Raw genomic sequence first — 23,183 nt, 5'->3', positions numbered from 1 at the left:
ACTCAAACCATAATCGAAAACCCCAAACTGAAAAGCTTTAAAAATATATGAGCCTGTTAGAACTGCATAAAATACAAACAACCAAATCTTCCTGGCAAGACTTCGTGGAATATAGTATCCAAACTCCTTTTTATACCGAAACGAAGGCCAAAACCCAATCCTTGGTGGTGGCAATACAACTCACACTATTCCATGATTATTTATCTACTTTTTCTCCTGAGGAAAAATCAGAGTTCCTCTCTTCTCCGGATGCTTTCCAGGCATCTGCCGAAAAGTTTGTGAATATCTTAGAAGGTGTGCGCTATTCGCAAGAAGGGTATAATCAAAAGGAACGCTCCCTATTTTTGGGGATGTTAAAGTCTTTGCTAAAAGAACATAAGGTAGATGAGAACGGAGAAAGAAAGGAACTGGAAAGGTATCATTTCTATCGATGTATTATTCGTTTTTGTTCTGATAAGGACTATATCTTTAGGGTTTACGAAAAATATAAATCTTATCTTTCTCAGGGCAGCGGGGTGTAATGGCCCAAAAAACATTAGTAGTATCTCCAGATTGCCCTATTTGTGCAGTGTTGCGCGGTGCAAAGATACCGGGTTTAATTCACCAAAACTCTTCTTTTATCATTCGACATGCACCTGAGGATAAAAAAATCCCAGGTTATCTGTATATAGAACCAATTTCCCATAGAGAAAAATATTCAGACTGGGACCCTAAAGAATTCAAGGACTTAGGAGAGACACTTAAATTTGCAACTGATTGGATAGAGAAAAAATATTCTCCACCAAAAATCTATACAGTCTTGGTAGCAGAAAAAGTAGCTCATATGCATTTTCATTTGGTTCCTAGATACGAAGAGATCAAAGGACCGGATTACATTCGATTAGCATTAGAAGGTTTGGCCTCGGCTCCGGTCGGGATATCATTCCCTAAATTCGAATGATCCTTTTTCCTTCCATTATTATCAAAAAATTTCTGTCTAAAGTAAAAGGTTATGAATCAATCCAATATAGAAACCCTGATCCACGCGGGTAAAAAAAGAAAAGCGGACTTTGTAGAAATTTATGAAGAAGAATCCAGAAATTCTTCTATCTCACTCAGAGACCAAAAAATAGAACAATCGCTTGCTGCAACTGATTATGGGATTGGTATCCGATTGGTCTACGGAACCGATGTATTATATGCTTATACAAGTAATGATGACCAAGAACATTTACTTTCTTTAATACAACTCTTAGCAGATTCGCGCGGAGAAGTGACAAATAATTCCGGAACATTTACTCTTCCTGGAGACGTATCTAAATATTCTTTCTCTAAAAATATACATGACCCTAGAAAAGTTCCTCCATTTAGAAGATTGGAACTCCTACAAACAGCGGATCATATCGCAAGAAAAGTATCTTCTAAGATCATACAAGTAGGTGTAAGCGCATCCGACATCGTAACAAATGTTTTAATCGCAAACTCGGAAGGACTCTGGGTAGAAGATCTTCGAGTCAGAAGTAGATTTTTTCTTTCTGTAACCGCAGAGAATAAGGGAGAAAGATTCGTGGCGAGTGAGTCTCCCGGAGCTCTAAAAGGGTTCGAGTTTTTTGAAGGATTAGCTGTGGAAGATATCGCAAGAAAAGCAGGAGAAAGGGCTCTTTTCATGCTGGATGCAGGATATATAGAAGGTAAAAAAATGCCTGTGGTCATGGGAAACGGTTTTGGTGGAGTGATTTTCCACGAAGCTTGTGGCCATCCTTTGGAAACTGAAGCAATTCGCAAAAAATCTTCTCCATTTGTTGGCAAAATGGGAGAAGCAATCGCGCAATCCTGTCTCACTGCTTATGACGACGGAACCATCGAAGAACAATACGGTTCTTTAAAGATAGACGATGAGGGAATGCCTACACAAAAAACTCTCCTGATAGAAAACGGAATTTTAAAAGCTTATCTTGCTGATAGAATCGGATCTATGGAAACAGGATCTGCTAGAACTGGAAGTGGTAGAAGAGAATCCTATCAATACGCGCCGGTTTCTAGAATGAGAAACACCTATATAGAAGCAGGGAATGATTCTTTAGATGAGATGTTTGCTTCTGTGGATTTTGGACTTTATGCAAAAAGAATGGGTGGTGGTTCAGTGAACCCAGCAACTGGGGAATTCAATTTTGCGGTCGAAGAAGGTTATGTGATCCGTAACGGAAAGATTGCGGAACCTGTAAGAGGAGCGACTCTGATAGGGAAAGGTCATGAGATTCTTCCTAAAATATCTATGGTTGGAAAAGACTTGGAATTGGCTGCAGGGACTTGCGGTGCTTCTTCCGGATCTATTCCAGTAACTGTAGGACAACCTTCCCTTAAAGTGGATGAGATCCTAGTGGGGGGAAGATAATGGATTTGGAGCAAGCTGCCGGATTCGTATTAGAAGAAGGAAAACGTTATGGGATCGATTCTTTCGATCTGATTGCCACTGACTCTGAAGATATTGGGATCGAAGTATTTAAAGGAAGGATTGTTTCCACAGAAACTTCTCGCTCTAGAGGAGTAGGTATTCGAGTTCTGAACAATTCTCGTCCTGGATATTCTTATAGCGAACGTTTTAGTAAAGAAGCTCTTTCTCAAATGGTAAGAGATGCAATGGACCAAACAGAGATCACAGATCCTTTGGACATGGAACTTCCTGAGCCAAAACCATTAGCAGAAGTGGATTTAAAACATTATAATCCTGCTTTGGACAAATTGGATTTTGCATGGATGAGAGAGCTAGGTCTTGCTTTGGATCAAGCTTCCTGGGAATCCGATAAAAGAGTCGAGAATGTTCCTCATGTGGGTGTGGGAAAAAGTTCCACCCAGAGTTTAATCGCAAATTCAAAAGGTGTATTTGTTAAAAAAGAATCCAATGTTGCCTATCTAGGTACAGGTCTTGTCGTAGCTGACGGTGATATTAAGAAAATGGGAAGTTATTACCGATCAGGCAGAGATATTTCCCAATTTGACCCATCTTATATTGCTAAGGAAGCAGCTTACAGAGGAACAGAACTTTTAGGAGCCAAACCTCTGCCGAGCGGGGTGTATACGATCGTTTTAGGAAATCGTATCAGTCCTCAAATATTTGGCATGTTCTCATCTCCCTATTTTGCGGATGCGGTCCAAAAAGGTTCTTCTCGTTTAGTTGGAAAAATGGGGAACGAGGTTGCTTCTCCTATATTAAGTATTTATTGTGAAGCGCATACTCCCGATTATCCAGGTTCCCGCTTAGTAGACGCTGAAGGAATTCCTACATCTGCACGCACCAAGGTATTAGAGAATGGAGTTCTTAAATCCTATCTTTACAATTTAGAATCCGCCAAAAAGGACAATGTATTGCCGACTGGCCATGGGGTTCGTTCTTATTCAGGAAGAGCTGGTACTTCTTTTTCTAATATGATAGTTCCACTTGGTACTAAAACCAAAGACGAATTATTATCATCAGACACTCATTGTATTTTTGTGACTAAGTTGGAAGGTGGAGCAGGTTGTAGTGCAGTTTCCGGAGAAATTTCCATTGGGGTCCAAGGGATTTATTATAAAAATGGAAAGCCGGAACATGCAGTGGATCGTATTACTATGAATACGAACTATTTCGATCTACTCCATAAGATCCAAGGTATTTCCAACGAATATTCTGACAGTTATTCTTCTATCAAGGTCCCTGATATTTTGATCTCAGAAATTCACGTAGCAGGTTGATCATGTCGGAAGAAAGAAATAAGCCCGAAACATACTTACTCTCCAAAGAATTAGAAGAAGCAGTCCAAGTTGCTGAGATTACAGCAAGACCTTTGCTGCTTAAGGGGGAACCAGGTACTGGAAAATCACTTTTAGCAGATTATCTTTCCTTCAAAACCAAGAAGAAATTATATTCATGGCACGTAAAGTCCACCTCTCTTGCAAAGGAAGGTTTATATTTTTATGATGCTGTTTCCAGGCTAAACGATTCCAGATTTACGGAAGATAAGGAGAAGGTCCGTAATATCGAAAATTATATCCGATTGGGCGCTCTTGGAGAAGCATTTTCTGCTACGGAACCTTCTGTAGTATTAATAGATGAGATCGACAAGGCGGATATAGAATTTCCGAATGATCTACTTTTAGAGTTAGATCGAATGGAATTTGTGATCCAAGAAACTGGCCGTAAGATAAAAGCAATCAATAGGCCTTTGACTTTAATTACGTCCAATAACGAAAAAGAACTTCCTGCTGCATTTTTAAGAAGATGTATTTTTCATTATATAGATTTTCCTGAACCGGCATTTATGGCGGACATTGTATCTTCTCATTTTCCTAAGATTGAATCTTCACTTTTGAAAAGAGCACTCGAGTCTTTCTATGTGATCCGAACCATGGATGATATGAAAAAAAAGCCGGGCACTAGCGAACTACTGGATTGGATCCAAATTCTAATCCATATGGGAGCTAAACTCACCGAGGATGCTAAAATCCCTTATATAGGTGCACTTGTGAAAAATGAAGAGGATCTGAAATTGTTCAGATAAAAAATTTGTTTTTTCCCTTTTTCTACAGGCTGAAGTCATCTGGGGTTCCAATCTCCACTGTGGAACTTTTGGATTTTTTGAAAGCAACTGATGCACTTACAAAAGACAAAACATTCCTAACTTTAAATGAATTTTATAGAATTTCCAGGCTTTGCTTAGTTAAAGATGTTAAATATTACGACGCATTCGATCTTGTATTTACCGAGCTATTCGGAGAAAGAGGAGTGCTCAAAGAATCTTTCCGCAAGGAAATGATGGATTGGCTTTCTACAATATTCGAAAATCCGAATAAACTTCCCCCAGGCATGATCTCACCAGAAGAACTTTGGAAAGAGTTCTTGGACAGGTTACAAAACCAAAAAGGGGAACATCACGGTGGGAACAAATGGATCGGCACAGGTGGCAGTTCTCCTTTTGGTCATTCTGGAGTAAATCCGGGAGGAGTCCGAATTGGTGGAGAAGGTGGGGGAAAATCCGCGATCTTCCAAGCGATGGAAAGAAAGTATAAGGATTATAGAACAGACGAACAGTTAGATGTTCGACAGATTAAGATAGCGCTTAAAAAACTTAGGAATCTAAGAAAGGAAGGTATCCCGGAATTCCATCTTCCTAAAACAGTAGACGCCACTTGCAAAAACGCGGGAGATCCTGAACTTGTATTTGATCGTACTCGAAAGAATGGGATTAAAGTATTACTTTTAATGGATACAGGTGGGAGTATGACTCCTTATGCGGAAAGGGTGAGTAAACTATTTTCTGCTGCTCACCAAATGAATCATTTTAAGGAATTCGGACATTATTATTTTCATAACTCTATTTATGATTCTGTATATCCCAAGGGAGATCTTAGATATCCAATACCCTTAAAAAATCTTTTTAGAAAGCACAAGGATGATACCAAGTTAATCATTGTAGGAGACGCATATATGGCTCCTTATGAACTTTTAGATCCTGCTTACGGATTTTATCATTCCAGATTCAGACAAGAATCCAAACTCCCGGAACATCCTGAATCTGGACTAGACAGCTTTAAAAGGATCAAATCTCATTTTGCTGACACAATCTGGATGAATCCTGAACCAAAAAGATATTGGGATGCTCCTACCATCTACGAAATCAAAAAAGTATTTCCAATGTTTTTTCTGAGTGTAGATGGATTAGAAGACGGAATCCGAGAACTCCTTGGAAAAAGATAATTAAGGTTTTAGAATAGTCGCTTCGCTCCTGAAGCCCGGGATCGATCATTTATAGTTAACTCAGATTTTTAAGGCCGGACTATAAATTTATATTCTATACTTACCTCGTCCTTTGCGGTCGCAAATAATAGACTTGGTCTTTCCACATCAAAATCACTCATTAAAACTTGGAATTTTCCGGAAAGAATGGTTTCTTGTCCTTCTTTTTGAATAGTCGCCACGGATTTAACTGTTTTCGTTTTTCCTTTTACAGTCAAGTTTCCTGAAATTGTCCATTCATTATCTTTTGCAGTAATGGAGGTGCTTATAAAACTAATATTGGTTATTGTAGGATAGCCCAGAGATTCTATAATATGTTCGTCTCTGTTCTCATCCCCAGATTTTATTTGTGAAATTGGGATCTCAATTTTTATGAGTTTTGGTATTTGTAAACCGTTTTGACCCAGCGTCAATGTCATTGGACTGACTGTAGTTCCGAAACATTTTCCATTCACTGTTTTAAATGGGTGGATGGCAATAAAATTGATATTGGATTCTTGTAGTTTTAATTCTTCCGAAAAAACCGAAGAAACACTTAATAATAACAAGATTAAAAAACGAAAAATATGAGACACGTAGCTACTCCTTAAAAATAAAAAACTGCGATAGAAACACTAAATGCACTGAAACCCGCCCAGCCGACTGCTCTCATTTCATTTGCTGCACTTGGGCCTTCTTTAGAAATCCTTTCTCCTATAAATGGAAGCGCCAGCATAGCTGGTAAATGGATCCATATCATCGCTTTATGCGTGAATATTGTGTTAAGTCCCGGTTCTCTTTCTAAACTTTTAGAAGGGGAGAAGAAAGCGAGACCAGCAGTAATTGCATAAAGAGTAAAAGTTGTCCCTGCAAGTGCCGCATGAGAACTACCTGAAGATTCTGAATCCCAAGGAGAAGATTTCATGAGTGCTGTATATAAAGGTAAATTCTTTTGAGGGTCAGAGATGAGTAAATAATTTGCGTAGGGTTCATATTCTCTTTTAAGATTAGAGAGTGCTTGTTCTCCGACTATGTTCGTGGCTAACCAAAAACCCCAGGTCAAAAGACCTAAACCTTGGTGCCAGTCTAAAAGAGAACGACGTAGTTCCACTCTTTCCCGTTCTTTTTGCAAATCCTTTGATTCACCACCAGTTATTGGAGTACTAATCTGGTTATAAAATCTGGGTGAGTATCTGGAGTAATCGGGAGTGAGAGGATTTACTTCTGACCATCCAGAAAAATCATTATAAACGTAGGGGGAAGAATGGAGCATTCCGGTTGTGCAGAAAAGAAAAAATAGAATCGCGAATACTTTCTTTGCGAAAGGCATATCCGATCTATAAAACAGATCCTAGAAAAGGAAATCATTATTTAAGGGAAATGACAAAAAGCAATGAACTCCTTGGATTTAGTAATAAGCAAAAGATCCAAAATCCAAATTAATTATCCAAAGATTTTGAGAATGCGGATCTGTATTATCTTTTGTTTTGCACTTTCCTTAATACTTCTGTAACTGCTTGGGTATATCCATCAAAGACACCTTTGTCATAATCAGACATAGACTTATAATTTAACCCGGAGAATTCTTTTAGAAGTTTGGAAAGTTCTTCTTCTATAATATTTTTGCGAATATATACTGTTTCGAAATGGTTCGGATGCATAAAGTTTATCCGTAAAATTCTGATCTAAGCCTATGGCCGATTTCTCTTTGGTGTTTTATTAGAAACTTAGGATATTCCATTTTCAACCAATTTATTGCCTCTCTGTATCTAACGTATTCTTTTTCCTTACGTTTGAATTCAGGGCTATGGATCGAGTTATGGCCGTTTTTGATCCTGGTTGGGAGAATATGATGTAGAATTTCGTGATGAACCACATGTTCCAGAACGTAAAGTGGGACTTCATTATGGTCGAGTATAGGGCTTATACGTATATTCATATTCCGTTTTTCGTAACTACCCAATCTCCTCTTTCCGAGGCGATCCGCCCAGCCGATGGATAGTAGTTTTGTATCCATTTTAGGAAAATAGAAAGAAGATATTTCTTCCAAAATTACCTTTAAATCGTAAGTGACACCGGTTTCTTTTAATTTTTTAGAATTTGCCGTTCTCGATTCTGGAAGTGAATTTAGGAATTCTGCAACTTCTTCTTTCCATACCTGCTTTGGTTTTAGTCCTAACAATTTAGAAATGAGTAACGAAATAAAGGAGAAGATGATCTCTTCTCTTGCCTCGGTTAAGGATGTGTGAAACTTTGCAGATAGAACCCCATTATAAAAGGAAATAGAATGATTTCCATTTCTGTAAGGATAGAATTTGAGCTCCACGGATCGGACTTGGCTTTCTTTAAAACGCCTAGATCTAATCTTTAAAGTATCCCAAATAGAAACCAGATATTCTTCCCAGTTTCTATCTAGAATAGGCTCAGGAACCGAAAAACTCTCTAATTCTCTTTCTGGCATCTGAATCATTCTGGCTTTGAATGTTTTGGGAAGAAGAAGGATTGGAAGCTTCTTCCTTTTTATTAATAAAACTTTTATCTAATACTTTTTCAGGTTCCCTGATCTCTTCTATGAATCTGGAAACCCGATTAAAGTATTGAGAATTTTTCTGCTGGGAAATTTGAGGGTAGGTGAGCACCAATTTCTTTTTTGCTCTTGTAACTCCCACATAGAATAATCTTCTTTCTTCCTCTATGTTCTTTTCTCCTCTTCCGGAAGGAAAAGAACCTTCAGATACATTTAATAGAATAACAGTATCAAATTCTAATCCTTTGGAAGAATGAACCGTAGATAGAACTAATCTTTCGTCTTCTTCCTCCGGAGAAATTTTATCTAGGCTTCTGTTAGGACCTTCTAAACTCATATCGACTAAAAATTCGTGTAATGTTTCATATTTTTGGGAAAGAGTCAAAAACGCATTCAGATCTTCTAATCTTCTTTTAAAATCATCATACTTCTTTTCAAGTAGCGGAGAATAGTAGTCTATGAAGTTTCCTAAAAGTTTTTTTAAGTCTTTTTCAGAATCGTTAATTAGATGATTTAAATCTTTTAAGTGGGAAGCAGTAGAACCTTTGGATTCTGAAACGATCCTTTCCAGATTTCCACCGGATCTTTCGAGATCAGTCAAAATGGATCTTGCTTTTGCGGCTCCAATTCCAGGAAGAAGTAGCAATACTCTCAACCAGGAGACCGAATCTGTTTTATTCTCCTTAATTTTTAGAAGAGAAAGATAGTCCTTTGCATGCGCACTTTCTACGAATTTTTTGCCTCCAAATTTTAAAAAAGGGATATTTCTCTGAGACAATACTAATTCTAACTGATTTGAATTCCATCCAGATCTAAAAAGAACCGCGATGTCCTTTAAGGGAACTCCGTCTTCTCTCCTTTCTAAGATCAGGTCGGCGATTCCTTCTGCCTCTTCTAATTCATCGGCAAAACCAATCAATGCAGGTTTTTGGAAGTCATCATTTTTCGTATATAAATACTTTTCGTATTTTTCCCTGAAATTAGCCAGAACTACGTTTGCTAAATTTAAGATAGATGGAGTACTTCTATAATTTCTTTCTAGATAAATCGTTTTGGTTTTAGGAAATAGTTTCGGAAAATTGAATATTCCGTTTACATCGGCCCCTCGGAAGGAGTATACACTCTGTGCATCGTCTCCAACGACTAAAATATTTTCATGGTCTAAAGCGAGCAGGCAAGCGATATGAGCTTGGATCTGATTTGTATCCTGGAACTCGTCCACCATGATGTATTTATATTGTTCTGAGACTTTTTTACGGACGGTCTCATTTTTGTTTAGAAGGTCTCTTGTATAGGTCAGCAGATCATCATAATCTAATAAGGATCTCCGCTTCTTATACTCTGCATACTCTTGGAAAATTTTACGAATAGCAGATTCTTGGTCCAAAAACTTTGGATATTCTGCTTCAAGTAATTCTTCTAAAGATTTTCCTCGATTGATAATAGATGAATGTAGAGAAATTAATGTATCATTGGAAGGGAACCTGGACTTCTGCTTTGCATATTCTCCTTCTGTTCTTAAAAGTTGAAATATATCAGAAGTATCTGATTCATCTAAAACAGAAAATTGAGAAGAGAATCCAAGCACAGGTGCATATTTTCTGAGAATATGGCTGCCGAAAGAGTGAAATGTTCCTCCATGAACTCGGGCGCAACGTTTGTCCAAGAGGGAAACGGCTCTTGAGAGCATTTCTTTGGAAGCTTTTCTGGTAAATGTTAGAAGTAGGATGTTTTCGGCAGGGATGCCAGATTCGACTAGATTAGAAAGTCTGTGGACGATCGTTTTTGTTTTCCCCGTTCCGGCACCGGCGATTACTAAAACCGGGCCGTTTAGGGTCTCGATAGCTTCCTTTTGTTTTTCGTTAAGTGACTCTAAGGACGCCATTAGTGAGATTAGTGGTGGTGATGTCCCCCCTCACCATGAACATGTCCATGACTCACTTCCTCGTCGGTTGCTATTCTGATATTAACGATTTGAACATCAAAAATCAGATCTACTCCCGCTAAAGGATGGTTTCCGTCTACAATCACTGATTCTCCCTTGATATCGGTAATCGTATAAACAGTATCCGGCTCGTCAGTCTGGAACATCATTCCAACACTTAATTCTTCCCCTTCAGGGAATTGGCTTTTAGGCACATCAAAAACTAATTCAGGATTTTTTTGGCCATAAGCCTTATCTGCATTTACGGAGATTACTTTTTTGTCTCCAGCAATCATACTTTTAATTTCGTCTTCAAGACCGGCAATGATCTGCCCGGTTCCTTCCAGATAAGAAAGAGGGTGGCTTCCTTGAGAAGAATCGATTTCGTTTCCTTCTTTATCTGTTAATTTATAGTGAAAAGTCACTACTCTAGGGTTCATTTATTGCTCCAACCGGGAAGGCCCTTGACGGGTAAGGGAGGGAAGTTCCGGCACGTGATTTAAGTTAGTATATTCTTGGAAGATCCTAGGACAATCAGATTTTTGAGACTAAGTCAAAAGTCGTAGGAAATTTCGACTCCGAAATTCTCTACATCCTTAATAAACTGTTCAACTCGATTGGCTAAAAAGAACCAAGAATCACGATGAACAATATCACTTAGAAAATTCAGGAATCGATTTGTATTCCTAAGAGCAAATTCCCTATCCTGGGTGTAGTTTAGAAGAACTGTATATGCCAAAGACTTTAGAACTTTATCATTTTCAGCTAATTCTAAGTACCCAGGAAGATCAGGCTCGAATAAACTGAGCCTAGTCTTTGCGCTCCCTTCGGTTACGTACAAATTATAATCTGCTGAGTTCGGCACTCTGTCGGCTGAGTATACTTTCATTATGGATAACTCCTCTAGAAACCAGAGGAAAATGTGGTTTCCATTAAGAAACATACCCGCAAAAAGTCAACGGGAAAGAATAGTTTTGGCATTTCTTCGCCACAAAACAAACCTTAGTTTAGAGAATGTTTTAGGAAACCTTTCTAAAATTATCTGTTGGACGGAACATTCTTTGCACGTCCAATCCGCTACTCTCGAGCAAACCTAAAAGTATAACATCCTTAATCCCTAGTTGAAAATAAATTTTTGCTAATAGTATGAGATTCTGATGGTTTTTAGGATCTCTATACAACAGTTTTTCGGAATATGTTTTAGCCTTTTCCAATTCTCCAGTTTTCCAAAATGCCCAAGCGGTGATATAAGCTAGATCCTTATCTTTTGGATCTTCTATACAAAGTTTGGAGAAAAAGGAGCATGCAATTTTTTTATCTCCCTTCTTCCAGAGGAGAATTCCTTTCTGAAGATTTTTCGTTTTAGATGTTTCTCTCCAAGTATCCCTGGCTTTTTTCTGAGGATTTACATTTCTAAAAATTCGAAGTAAACTTAGATCATCTATGTAATCCCCGTATCTATTCATTTTGTTTTTTAGAAGAGAAAGATCTGCCTTTGTATCGGATACTTCTAACAAAAATGAATCAGAGAATGAGTTAATCTCACGGGTTTCTGTTTTTGTTCTTAAATCTTCTCTGCCATCCGAACCGAAAATGATTGAATCATTCTCGTTCAGGGAAATACAATATACTTTCGGAAATTCTCTTAAGAAAGGAATCCCCATCTTGTAAGAAGTTTCATTTTCTATAAACCCTGAAATATTATTTCTAAGAAGAATGGACGGTGGATGTCCGGCATTCAAAAAGAATATACATGAATTTTCCGGATCTAAAACTGCTAAGATTCCGGTCGCGAACAGATTTCCATCAAAACTTTGGAATAACCCGTGAATTTTTCTATATAAGGAGACAATCCAAGTCTCAGGTGTATTTAATTCGGAAACGGAAGAATCTATATGAGACTTAAACATGGAGGAGGCGAGTAGGGCTCCTGTGGCACCCTGAAGAGATTTTCCCATTGCATCTGCGTTTAGAATGGCTAGGAATTTTTTTCCTCCAACCCGGATCTCTTCTGAACATAATAAGTCTCCTCCAATTTCTCCTTGTTTGGAATTAAATTCAAATTTCTTAAATTGAGAGACCAAGGTTTCAATTTTAAAATCCCCAAATGTTGGGATCCTATTTTGAAAGCAAGATTGCAGAATACTCATTAAAAAATAATCCCCGTCTTGCTTTTCCTTTAAGCTGCGCACATTTGCCAAGCTATCTGTGAGCTCTTTCGTTTTGAGAGTAACTTCATCCTGTAGTTTTTGATTCCATACTTTTAGTTCATTTTTCATCTCCACAAATCTGCCCGAAATTCTAAAAGAGCAGAATAATATAAATCCTAGTACGGAATATTCAGAACTTCTTGGGAATACGATCCATGCTCGAGCGGAAGCAATGTCCAATAGGATAGAAAACATTAAAAAACATACGGATCCTAAAAACCCGGCCCCATCTTGTTCGGGGAACCGTGCTATAATACATTTGATTATAATCCAAAGATATACAATCCAGGACGGTTGTAGAAAAGTTCGATTTAGTTTATCAAGTTCTAACGGGTTTGCGGAATAAATAAATAAGAAGGATACGAAACCAGCCCATATAAAGAGAGGAAGTTCAAGTGGATGATGTCTATCTCTACAAAATTTTGAAAAGAAAAATGTGAAAAATGGAAATAGAAGGCTGAGCGAAATATACTCTAATTTTTTGCAAATCAGAAAGTCTAAATCCAATTCGTATTTCCATTCGGAGCTAAAAAAGGAAAATATAAAGAATGAAATGAGAAATATTCCAAAATAAAAGTGACTTTCTAATTTCCTTTCCTGAAAAGAAAGGAACACTAAATAGAGCCCAAGCAACAGGAATACGGAGATCAATATTAAGGAATAAATCTGAAATTGATAATGTTTTTGTAAAATGTTCTTAGAATTTCCGAGACTGATTATCCCTTCTAAAATTCCTAATTCATTTTCGAAATATTCAGAAACTAAGATTTCGATCTTGTTTTCCGTTAAGACAGGAATTGCATTGTAAATCTTTTTCTTATCATAGTTGAGATCAAATCGATCATTTGATTCAGCTCTTTCTGAAATACGTATACCATTCCAAAATACATTCGCTACTTCTGAAGTTTTTCCAAGTAGAAGTGAAAGTTCACAATCGGGAATTTTCGAAAAGGAAATGGACTTAGAAAGTAAAAGAGTAGAATGGCCTAAGTCGGAAAGATTTTTAGGCAAAGAAAAGATGCCGATCTTCTTCCCTGATAGTTCAGTAACTTCCCACCCAGATTCTAAGAAGATAGAAGATTTACATGGATCATTTTGTTTATTTGAGGGAAATAAATTTGAATAAATCCATTCTCCATATTCCAGAGAATGAAAGAATGTATTCGTTCCGATGCTGAGCAGAACGGAAAATATGCAGATTCCCAATTTTGATTTCATACCTGCCTCCAAAAAGACGGGTATGAAATCTATTAGATTGATTGTATTTTTTTAGTTTTGTTCTATTCCGATTTTAGAAGCGGCTAAATAACCCTCTAACATAGCTCGTTTAGCGTCTATACCGGAAGCATCTTTTGCTCCACCAATTAGATAAGAAGGAATATTACTTCTTTCTTTACTAAAAGTCTCATATAAAGCAGAATCACTTGTTTGTCCGGCGCAAAGAATAATAGAATCACATTCTAATGTTTTTGCTCCTTCCTTTTTGGTCTCTATCACAAGGCCTTTATCCGTTACTTCTTTATATGTGAGAGAAGATAGGAAATCCACTCCTTTCGATTGTAATTCTTGCAGAAGCGCCCATGATGTTGTGGCTCCAAGACCTGCTCCTACTTTTCCATTTCTTCTGAGTATAGAAACTTTTCGATGAGCAGTTTCAGGTTGGATCACAGCTTGTGTATAAGAGTTTACATTGTACTTTTCGAAGTAGGTTGGGATATCTGGATCCTTCTCTTCTGTAAGCTTATGAGCTACATCAACGCCAATCCCACCGCCGCCGATTATGGCAACATTGGAACCAGGTTTGAATGTTCCATTTAGAAACTCCACATAACTTGCATGCGGTTTTTTCTCTAAACCTGGAAGATTCGGGTTTCTAGGAAGAACTCCTGTTGCAAAGATCACTGCATCCGGTTTTAGTTCATCTAATAGTTTGAGATCCGCTTTTGTGTTCAGTCGAATATCTACTTTTAAACGAGGAAGCTCGTTTTTGAAATAGCGAATTGTTTCAAAAAATTCGAATTTACCAGGAATAGCGGCAGCCAGATTTAATTGGCCTCCTAATTTTCCAGACGCTTCTAATAAAATTACTTCATGACCGCGTAAAGCAGCAACTCTTGCAGATTCCAGTCCTCCGGGACCAGAACCTACTACTACCACTCTCTGTCTTTTTGCCTGAGGCAAAGATTTCCATTCAAGCTCTCTGTTCGCAGAAGGGTTTACTAAACAAGAAACCATTTCTTCTTTAAAAGTATGATCTAAACAAGCTTGGTTACAGGCCACACATGTATTCACTCTTTCTGTTTGGTTTTCTTTGATCTTATTTACGATTTCTGCATCCGCTAAGAATGGTCTTGCCATACTCACGATGTCCGCTTCTCCTGCATTCAATACTTGGATGATTGTTTCCGGCATATTGATCCTGTTAGAAGCGATGATCGGAATTCCAGGAACGGAAGATTTTATTCTACCTGCGATCTTTGCCCAGGCGCCTCTTGGAACTAACTGTGAGATGGTGGGAATGCGAGACTCATGCCAACCAATTCCGATATTGAGTGCATCTGCTCCTGCTTCTTTTAATTCTTTAGCCAGAGAGATCACTTCTTCGAAGGTTGGGTTGCCCGGAATCAAATCTATCCCCGACATTCTAACGATTACAGGGTAACCTGGCCCTACTTGTTTGCGGACTTCTTTCATTGTTTCGATCGCAAATCTTCTGCGGTTTTCAGGTGAGCCGCCGAATTCGTCCGATCTTTTGTTTGTAACTTCTGAGAAGAACTGGTTTACCAAATATCCCTCGGAAGCCATCACTTCTACTGCTCTAAAACCTACTTGTTTAGCACGTAATGCGGAAGACCCGAAATCTCGGATAGTCCTCCAAGCATCTTCCGTAGAAAGTTCTTTTGGTATAAAACGATTGATAGGTGCGCGTAATGCCGATGGTCCCACGAGTTCTCTATGGTAGGCATATCTTCCAGCATGGAATAATTGTGCACAAAAAATACCCATTGGTTTGAGAACGGACGCGACTTTCTCGAGTTCTTGGCAGTCTTCTTCCTTCTGGAAATCGAAAAATATATTAGAACCTTTTCCTTCCGCATTAACCGAAATACCTCCGGTAGTAATAAGACCAACTCCTCCTTCGAATCTTTTACCGTAGAATGCAGCCATTCTATCTGCAGTTTTGGGCATTCCTTCTAAACCCAAGTGCATGGATCCCATGATAATGCGATTTGGAATTGTTTCGGCTCCGATCTCTATCGGGCGAAAGATTGGGGAAATATCTAAAGAAGACATTCACAGTCCGCCTTTCTTTTTATTTGAGTAGAACAGTCGTTCTACTGAGAAAGGTTTTCTCCGAATTTGGAAAAGGCAACGGTTTTTCTAGGAATTTTGAAAATTGATACCGAACATGATTCGGCAAAAGTTTCAATTCATAGAAAAACGATTTAATGCAGAGATATACGCTTGAGAACAAGCCTCAATAATATCAGTGGAGCTTGCTTTTCCTACGACTCTTTCTCCATGTTTTTCTAAAGTAACGGAAGCTTCTGCCAATGCGTCTTGTCCTTCTGTTACTGGAGAGATCACAAGCTTAATGAGTTCCACATCGGAGATAGTTGCTTTTTGGATGGCTTTGAAGATAGAATCTACCGGACCGTCACCCGTTGCAGATTCTTCTTTTAGATTTCCTTCGATGGAAAGTCGGATACTTGCAGTAGGTGTACTTTTAGTTCCAGTAGTTACATGAAAACTTTCTAATACATATTTATCTTTGGAAGATTTTCTGGATTCGTCGGCGAATAAAGCACGAATATCTTCGTCAAAAATTTCCTTTTTACGATCTGCGATCTCTAAAAATCTTTGGTAAGCTGCTTCTAATTCTTCTGCATGAGGACTGAATCCTAAACGAACGATCCTGTCTTTAAATCCGGCTCTTCCGCTATGTCTTCCGAGTACCATACGATTGGAATGGATCCCAACACTCTCGGGAGTCATGATCTCATAAGTTTCTCTATTTTTCAAAACACCGTCTTGGTGAATTCCTGACTCATGAGCAAATGCGTTTGCGCCTACAATAGCCTTATTTGGCTGTACTACCATTCCAGTGATTGTTTTTACTAGATAAGAAGCTTTTGCGATCTCTTCGGTTTGGATCCTGGTTTGTATTCCGAATTTGTCCTTACGAGTACGAAGTGCCATGACCACTTCTTCCATTGCAGTATTGCCGGCTCTTTCTCCGATACCGTTTACAGTACATTCTACCTGTCTTGCTCCGTTTAAGATAGCAGCAAGACTATTGGAAGTAGCAAGGCCTAGATCATTATGGCAATGTGCGGAGAAGATTGCCTTCTCACTTCCTTTTACATTCTGTATTAGAAATTTAAATAATTCACCGTATTCGTAAGGTGTTGTATATCCTACGGTATCCGGAATATTGATTGTAGTTGCGCCGGCTTCTATTACTGCTTCACAAAGTTCTCGTAAGAACTCCGGCTCGGACCGAGTTGCGTCTTCCGGAGAAAATTCAATATTGTCTACATGGTCTCTACAGATCTTGACTGCTTCCACAGCCATTTTCAAAACTTCAGAAGGCTCCTTTCCCAGTTTAAATTTCATATGGATGGGAGAAGATGCTATAAAAGTATGAATTCTTCTTTTTTTAGCGGGAATGATTGCTTTGGCGGCAGCTTCTAAATCAGGGCGGACCGCTCTTGCGAGTGCCGCGATGATTGGACCTTCGACTTCTCTGGAAATTCTTTGGACTGCTTGGAATTGGACCGGGGAAGAAACTGGAAAACCTGCTTCGATCACATCCACATTCATTTTAGCGAGTTGGAGCGCGATCTCTATCTTCTCATTCTCGCTCATTGCCGCACCTGGGCATTGTTCTCCATCACGGAGAGTGGTATCGAAAATCCGAACAAAATCCAAATTTGAGTTCATATGCTTGGAAAACTTCCCTAACTCCAAAATTATAGTCTGAATCGGGCCGTAAACCTAATAAATACCAGGTTTTGGCTTTCGGAGGTTAGACTTGGATTTAGAGAAAGACTCTTTCAGTCTCTATGGAGCTGTCTTAAAAGCAGTGGATTGTTCTAAGTCGGTAAAACTTTACTCAAATCTTTTCGGCGGAGAAGTCCAGGTATCTAGCCCGGGGCATGCGGAACTTCTCTTTTTAGAAAACCAAAGAGTGATCTTTAGTAAAGAAACAGAAGAATGTCCAGTGACTCCCGGAACCTTAGTCTGGAAGATTGCAAGGACCCAGGTCACATCTTTCGAATCTAGACTTTTAGAGGTTGGCTTTACGAAAGAATCCGGGACTGAAAAATATTCTTCTTATCTAGACCCTTGGAAAAACCGGATTTGGTTGTACTGGTATTAAAATCCTCCGCGTCTTTGCGCCTCTGTGTGAGATTTAAACTCTTAAAATTTTCACACAGAGACACGGAGCCGCAGAGAGGATTAAAGGGCATGATTTTTAACCTTAATTTCTCTGTGTTCTTCGTGCGCTCTGTGCGAAACTAACCTGGATAGGGTTGGATTTCTTCCTTTCCTTCTTTCAAGGCAGCCTCTGCCATTTTGTGAGCATCTTCCCCTAGATATTTTTCGATCCAGTAATGGGCCAGATAGATGAGAGGTGTAATCCCGATCGCAATGAAGATTTTATAAAAGAAGTTTGTGTATGAGATCGCATTCAGTGTTTGGAATTCATAAGTTCCCCAATAAGCCACAAAGATAACGACATAAGAATCCAGTAACTGGGAGAAGATTGTAGAACCTGTGGCTCTCAACCAAAGAAGTTTGTTTTTGGTCTTCTTGCGGATCAAATGGAAGACTTGGATATCCACAAGCTGCCCAATTAAGTAGGCAACTATGGAGCCTGTAATTACTTGCCCTGTATTAAAGAATACTACCTGAAAGGAGTGATCGTCCACAGGTGAATTTCCAGCGGCAGGAATGGCCATGTCCAATTGAAGGAGAAAGAATGCCAAAACGATCATCACCATTCCAACTAAGGTAAGATATCTTACACCTCTTCTTCCGTAATACTCATTTAGAAGGTCCGTTACGATAAATGTGATTGGGAAGGGAATTACACCCAAGGTCATGGTTAATGCTTTGCTGCCGAGCTCCACTTGGAACCATTTAGAGCCAGTTACCTCTGCCATCAAAAGGAAGGTTATGAAGATGGAACCTAAAACGAAAAATAGTTTGAAGGGCCGGTGAAACTGCATCTGAGGAAAAATCTTGTGAATTAAGTCTCTGTCAATCAAAGAACAGATGAGATTCCTACAAACGTTTGACAGGCAGACTATCTATAAATCATTGGAAGACAGTCGGTGCTTTACTTTTGGCCCCCGCGATTCGATAAATATATAGAGCTCAAATGAATCCAAACGATGAACCTTACACCCCAGAGGACTTGATCCGCCCAGTCCCATACCAAGCAAAAAAGCAGCCTCTATGGCAAACAAGCCTAGTGAGTCTGACCTGGTTATTGCTTTCCGGAATTTCTTTTTATTTAGGACTCCAGGCCTTGAAAGCGGGTCCTAAAACTGCTTCTGTCCAAACTGAAACAGAGCAGGTAGCATTCCAAAATACTGCTCTCAAATCAGACCTTGCTCCGACAGAGGGAGCCTGGGAATCTTGGAAGAAATGGTGGAATTCCAACACAACTTCTTCCGAATCAGATGGAACCACAGGCACTGTAAGTTCTTCACTCCCTGAGATCGAAGACGATCCTGCTTTTAGAGCTTCTACCTGGTTCTCAGATTATGAAGCGATGAAACGAACAGTTCATCTATACAATGAAATCCATCCATTTATCTATGGATTCAAAGGAAGAGAGACAAATAACGGTGATCTTTATTCTCTTTGGGGATCTGCTCAAAAACATGCACGTGTTGCAGAACTTAAATCTCTAAATCCAAAAGTTAAGATCATTCCTACAATTTTCCGTTGGGAAAATAAGAATGAGAAGATCGCTGAAAATATAGGTCTGAATGGTCGTAACGATATTAGAGATAAACATATCCAGAATATACTTTATGAAGTAGATACTTACGGCTTTGACGGTATCGATATAGACTACGAAGGAATGAGCTGCGAGAAGAAGGAGAAGTTTGAAGAGTTCATCGTACTTCTTTCTAAAGAGATCCACAAACGTGGAAAACTTCTTTCTGTTGCAGTCCACCCAAAGACTGCCGCTAAAAAATCCAGTCTAAAAGCATGTAAGGGTTTAAAAGAAAAAATTAATATGGACTTTGCTGAGAATTGGAGAGGTCCAATGACTCACGATTACGCTTTTTTAGCGAAACATGCAGATCGTGTAAAGGTAATGGCCTACGAACTTCATCCTCGTAAGTATAGAAACCCAGGACCTGGACCTCAGGCTCCGAATGTTTGGATCAGAAATATTATTACTTACGCGAAGGAAAGAGTTCCTGCTAAAAAATTATATATGGCTATCCCGACTTACGGGTATGATTGGGCTCTAAATTGTAACGCAAAGATCAAATCTGTATATTGGTCTGACGCATTAAAACGTCAGCAACTTGGTGTAACTAAACAACCTACAAATATCAGTCAAGTTTTAGCAGATAATAAGAACTCAGGTTCTTGGACAAATCTTTCTAAATTCAGCTGGGTTCATGAAGGTAAAACTTACGAAGATCCAAGTATCTGGTACAAATCGGAAGGTTGCGATCGAGTCGCATTTTTCATGAACAGAAAAGCTTTTGAAGAAAAAATGACTCTATTAAGATCTTATGATATTGGTGGATTCTCTTTTTGGCAGTTATTAAAGGATAATGATCCAGGAATCAACGATTACCTTGAGTTATTGGTAACAAATAAACTTCCGCCAGTTCCAAAGGCAAAAGAACCTGTAGTTCCAACTCCGGATGTAAAACAAGCTCCGCCGGAAGAAGGGCAAGAGGAAGCCAAGAACAACGAGGATCTTGTCAAAAAATAAAGCTACAATCATCACAGAAGATCCTTCTCTCGCAGCAAAAGTTCTGAAAGAGGGAGGGATCGTTCTATTTCCTACCGAGACGGTATATGGTCTTGGTGCGGATTCCAGAAATATCTCCGCTTGTTTAGAAATTTATAAAATTAAAAATCGTCCTGCGGATAATCCTCTCATTGTTCATCTTGGGAATCCTGCTCTCATTCCGGATATCGGAGAAGTTCCAGAATTCGCGAAAATTTTAATTAGGCACTGTATGCCTGGACCGTTAAGCTTGGTCTTAAAGAAGGTAGATAAATCAGTTTTTTCTACAGGACTTACTACGATTGCTGTAAGAGTTCCTTCTCATCCCAAAGCTTTAGAAATGCTTTCCTACTTTGGAGGACCTGTTTCTGCTCCTTCTGCAAATCTTTCAGGACAACCATCTATTACAAGATTGGATGATGCGATCTCTGAATTTGATGGTTTGGTGGATTTGATTTTAAAAGGTGATGAACCTGAGATAGGTTTAGAATCTACAGTTGTGGACTTCTCCATTTCTCCTCCTAAACTTCTTCGTCCTGGATATTTTAGTTGGGCAGAATTGCAAAAATATGTTCCGGATTTGGAAGATTATTACCAGCTGAAAGAAGGAGAAACTCCTTCTAGCCCAGGACAGAAATATAGACATTATTCCCCAAATGCGAAAGTTTATTTCACAGAAAGCCAAACTCCAGATAGAGAATCAGCTGCTATAGGCATAGGTCTAACCAGAGGTTGGAAATTTGCTTTGGATCTTCGAAACAACTCTGAGTATATGAAAAATTTATACTCTTTCTTTAGGGACTGCGATCGTTTGAGGATTTCTAAAATTTACTGTTTTCCACCAGCAGACACTTCCGGCAGAGAAGCACTCTTGAACCGGATCTTAAAGGCCCAAGAACATTAATTTCACGCAGAGTCGCGGAGCCGCCGAGAGTTTCGAGTTTATTAGATTTTATAGAAAATCACTCAGAGAAAACTATTAAAACCCCTCTGTGCCTTAGCGCCTCTGCGTGCCAAATGCAGCTTATAGGTTCGAAAGCTCTTGAGCGATCTCGGACAGATGTAGCACTTCCATAGGATTTGCCTTCTTCTCTGCATTCAATTTAGATAAGAAAGAAAATTTCCCGAATTGCATGCCTGGTTTTAAGTCTTGGACTAAGTCTTTCCAACTGTAAGTTCCTGGAAGATATCGCACGTCTATCTTTTTGGATTTAAGTTCTTGTTTCAGATTTTGTAATGTATCTAAAAAAGAATCGCAGGAATCCAAGAACCCAGATTTACGGAAGGTCTCTCCGGAGAAGATACGACCTTCTCCATAATTCTTTTCTAATTCTTGGAAACTAGTCTTTCTGGATTCAATCACTCTCTTATAGAATAAATCTCTGGATCTTAAGACTTCTTTTTTTAGAAACTGTTCCGACTTAGGAGAAAGTTTTCCATATTCTGATAGAATATCCCTGTGTGGGTAAAATCCGATCCTTTCCTTTTGGACTCCAAATTTATCGTAGAGTTTTTTCAATTCGAATCTCATCATAACAGCGCCTATGGAGCCAACGATTGAATAGGGTGTTCCATGAATTTTTTGAGTAGCACAAGAAAGGTAATAACCACCGGAAGCTGCCACATTCAATACGTATGTGATGACCGGTTTTTTCTCTGCGAGTTTTTTGATCTCTCTATAGAGAAGTTCAGAAACCAGTGCGCTTCCCCCGGGAGAGTTCATTTCTAAAATAACTGCTGCGACCTTAGGATCTTCTTTTAAGTCCTTAAAAATTTCTTGGTAGTATCTGAAAGAAACTTGTCTTGATCTGAAATCTTCTTCTCTTCCTAAATCAGGTAGGATGTTTCCCTGGACGGGAAGAACAACAACGATCGGAACTGATTTGGAGATAATTGAAAAATTGGATTTTTTATGATATAATCTGAAACCTTTAGTGCTTAACTTTTTGTATTTCGGTTTGTCCGTTTCTTTCTCTTTTTTATAATTTTCGAATAAATAGTTTTCTTCGAATTCATCTTCTTCTACAAACTCAGTGATAAATCCGATCTTCTTGAGTTTTTCAGAACTGATAATTGGTTCTTCTAAAATTTTCAGATCCAAATTGGACGATTTTTTAAATCCCTTTGTAAGTAGATCTTTATAATCTGTTAGCAATGCTTCTAAATTTTTACGAGCAGGGGCGGAGAAGGATGTTCTTTGGAATGTCTCACCGAATGATTTAAATGCACCGCTTGCATAAGTTTCTACACCAACACCGAATTTTTTTGCTGCAGCTCCGAAAAAATATGGTTCAGCGGAGGGAAGTATAGGGAAAAATTCTGAAGCTGAAGAGGAATATCTGTATTTACATTGGGAGAGTAATAGTAATGCTTTAGTTCCTCCGCCTAAACAAAATCCGGAAGTCTCAATTCCTTTTTCATTCAGGACCTGGATTGCTTCGCAGATATTCCAAACTTCTCCAAATCCATACTCTGGATTGGAAATATGGAAAGAAACTTTTTTCAAACCTGGGACCTTAGTCAAAGCCTTCAAGCCTAATAAAAAATCTACCAAGAAGGGAGCTTCTTCTTTTGAGACGAGTAATTTGACAAAGAAAGATTTTTTATCAAAGGAGAATGAAGAAGGAATTTCTAAATAGAAATGATCTCCCTTGCGGATGCTCCAGGACAAAATCCTAAATCCTTGGAACAAAATCCGGATCGGTAAAAATACAAGAGAGAATATAATTCTAAACATTGAAAATTCCTTTTGGCGACCAAAGTAAAACGGACATTTATTCCGGAAAACGTAAAATTAC

21 protein-coding genes are annotated in these 23,183 nt (G+C 38.7%); 9 read left to right on the top strand and 12 right to left on the bottom strand.

Features of this window, described 5'->3' with window-relative positions; translation table 11 throughout:
- Positions 1-47 precede the first annotated feature (47 nt).
- The 6 genes from B1C82_RS17080 to B1C82_RS17055 are packed head-to-tail and all read left to right on the top strand — an operon-like array spanning position 48 to position 5,713.
- Positions 48-521 carry a hypothetical protein gene (locus tag B1C82_RS17080; protein ID WP_086448804.1) on the top strand — a complete coding sequence of 158 codons (474 nt, stop codon included), beginning with the start codon at positions 48-50 and terminating at the stop codon, positions 519-521.
- On the top strand, positions 521-940 hold the full coding sequence (locus tag B1C82_RS17075; protein WP_086448803.1) for an HIT family protein: 420 nt from the start codon (positions 521-523) through the stop codon (positions 938-940). Before B1C82_RS17080 ends, B1C82_RS17075 begins: the two co-directional genes overlap by 1 nt.
- A gap of 51 nt (positions 941-991) precedes the next feature.
- A complete protein-coding gene (locus B1C82_RS17070) occupies positions 992-2,374 on the top strand; it encodes a TldD/PmbA family protein (protein WP_086448802.1) in 1,383 nt (460 codons plus the stop codon).
- Entirely contained in the window at positions 2,374-3,711 is a 1,338-nt protein-coding gene (locus B1C82_RS17065; protein WP_086448801.1) for a TldD/PmbA family protein, read from the top strand. The genes B1C82_RS17070 and B1C82_RS17065 overlap by 1 nt, the downstream gene beginning before the upstream one ends.
- A gap of 2 nt (positions 3,712-3,713) precedes the next feature.
- Positions 3,714-4,517 carry an AAA family ATPase gene (locus tag B1C82_RS17060; protein WP_086448800.1) on the top strand — a complete coding sequence of 268 codons (804 nt, stop codon included), beginning with the start codon at positions 3,714-3,716 and terminating at the stop codon, positions 4,515-4,517.
- Between the two features lie 5 nt (positions 4,518-4,522).
- A complete protein-coding gene (locus B1C82_RS17055) occupies positions 4,523-5,713 on the top strand; it encodes a VWA containing CoxE family protein (protein ID WP_086448799.1) in 1,191 nt (396 codons plus the stop codon).
- A 68-nt stretch (positions 5,714-5,781) separates the two neighbouring features.
- On the opposite strand, the gene B1C82_RS17050 is transcribed toward B1C82_RS17055, so the two are convergent.
- The 10 genes from B1C82_RS17050 to B1C82_RS17005 all read right to left on the bottom strand — a co-directional run bounded on the left by B1C82_RS17050 (position 5,782) and on the right by B1C82_RS17005 (position 17,336).
- Positions 5,782-6,327 carry a YceI family protein gene (locus B1C82_RS17050; RefSeq protein WP_086448798.1) on the bottom strand — a complete coding sequence of 182 codons (546 nt, stop codon included), beginning with the start codon at positions 6,325-6,327 and terminating at the stop codon, positions 5,782-5,784.
- Positions 6,328-6,338: 11 nt separating this feature from the next.
- Entirely contained in the window at positions 6,339-7,061 is a 723-nt protein-coding gene (locus tag B1C82_RS17045) for a hypothetical protein (RefSeq protein WP_086448797.1), read from the bottom strand.
- Between the two features lie 145 nt (positions 7,062-7,206).
- A complete protein-coding gene (locus tag B1C82_RS17040) occupies positions 7,207-7,392 on the bottom strand; it encodes a hypothetical protein (protein ID WP_086448796.1) in 186 nt (61 codons plus the stop codon).
- 5 nt (positions 7,393-7,397) lie between these two features.
- Positions 7,398-8,192: a SprT-like domain-containing protein gene (locus B1C82_RS17035; protein WP_086448795.1), complete on the bottom strand. Its 795-nt coding sequence runs from the start codon at positions 8,190-8,192 to the stop codon at positions 7,398-7,400.
- Positions 8,155-10,143: an ATP-dependent helicase gene (locus B1C82_RS17030; protein ID WP_086448794.1), complete on the bottom strand. Its 1,989-nt coding sequence runs from the start codon at positions 10,141-10,143 to the stop codon at positions 8,155-8,157. Before B1C82_RS17030 ends, B1C82_RS17035 begins: the two co-directional genes overlap by 38 nt.
- 8 nt (positions 10,144-10,151) lie before the next feature.
- Positions 10,152-10,622, bottom strand: coding sequence for an FKBP-type peptidyl-prolyl cis-trans isomerase (locus B1C82_RS17025; RefSeq protein ID WP_086448793.1), 471 nt, complete (start codon positions 10,620-10,622; stop codon positions 10,152-10,154).
- A 113-nt stretch (positions 10,623-10,735) separates the two neighbouring features.
- Complete coding sequence (locus tag B1C82_RS17020) at positions 10,736-11,071, bottom strand: LIC14007 family protein (protein WP_086448792.1); 336 nt, start codon at positions 11,069-11,071, stop codon at positions 10,736-10,738.
- A 130-nt stretch (positions 11,072-11,201) separates the two neighbouring features.
- Positions 11,202-13,610: a PP2C family protein-serine/threonine phosphatase gene (locus B1C82_RS17015; RefSeq protein WP_086448791.1), complete on the bottom strand. Its 2,409-nt coding sequence runs from the start codon at positions 13,608-13,610 to the stop codon at positions 11,202-11,204.
- A gap of 51 nt (positions 13,611-13,661) precedes the next feature.
- A complete protein-coding gene (locus B1C82_RS17010) occupies positions 13,662-15,686 on the bottom strand; it encodes an oxidoreductase (RefSeq protein ID WP_086448790.1) in 2,025 nt (674 codons plus the stop codon).
- 132 nt (positions 15,687-15,818) lie between these two features.
- Positions 15,819-17,336, bottom strand: a complete 1,518-nt coding sequence (locus tag B1C82_RS17005; RefSeq protein ID WP_086448789.1) for a 2-isopropylmalate synthase — start codon at positions 17,334-17,336, stop codon at positions 15,819-15,821.
- A 91-nt stretch (positions 17,337-17,427) separates the two neighbouring features.
- Here B1C82_RS17005 and B1C82_RS17000 point away from each other — a divergent pair, with 91 nt between their 5' ends.
- A complete protein-coding gene (locus B1C82_RS17000; protein ID WP_086448788.1) occupies positions 17,428-17,775 on the top strand; it encodes a hypothetical protein in 348 nt (115 codons plus the stop codon).
- A 139-nt stretch (positions 17,776-17,914) separates the two neighbouring features.
- Here B1C82_RS17000 and B1C82_RS16995 read toward each other — a convergent pair whose 3' ends face one another.
- Entirely contained in the window at positions 17,915-18,628 is a 714-nt protein-coding gene (locus B1C82_RS16995; RefSeq protein WP_086449341.1) for a queuosine precursor transporter, read from the bottom strand.
- A gap of 152 nt (positions 18,629-18,780) precedes the next feature.
- On the opposite strand from B1C82_RS16995, the gene B1C82_RS16990 reads away from it, so the two are divergent.
- Together B1C82_RS16990 and B1C82_RS16985 are read left to right on the top strand one after the other, a co-directional pair.
- Positions 18,781-20,367 (top strand): glycosyl hydrolase family 18 protein, encoded by a 1,587-nt coding sequence (locus B1C82_RS16990; protein ID WP_086448787.1) that lies wholly within the window; start codon positions 18,781-18,783, stop codon positions 20,365-20,367.
- Positions 20,354-21,289, top strand: coding sequence for an L-threonylcarbamoyladenylate synthase (locus B1C82_RS16985; protein ID WP_086448786.1), 936 nt, complete (start codon positions 20,354-20,356; stop codon positions 21,287-21,289). Before B1C82_RS16990 ends, B1C82_RS16985 begins: the two co-directional genes overlap by 14 nt.
- Before the next feature lie 120 nt (positions 21,290-21,409).
- Here B1C82_RS16985 and B1C82_RS16980 read toward each other — a convergent pair whose 3' ends face one another.
- Positions 21,410-23,122: a S49 family peptidase gene (locus tag B1C82_RS16980; protein ID WP_086448785.1), complete on the bottom strand. Its 1,713-nt coding sequence runs from the start codon at positions 23,120-23,122 to the stop codon at positions 21,410-21,412.
- Positions 23,123-23,183: the final 61 nt, after the last annotated feature.

It is taken from the genome of Leptospira venezuelensis (assembly GCF_002150035.1).
Lineage (GTDB): Bacteria > Spirochaetota > Leptospiria > Leptospirales > Leptospiraceae > Leptospira_B > Leptospira_B venezuelensis.
The sequence above is the reverse complement of the archived record's forward strand: the minus strand, read 5'-3'. Positions and strand labels throughout refer to the sequence as shown.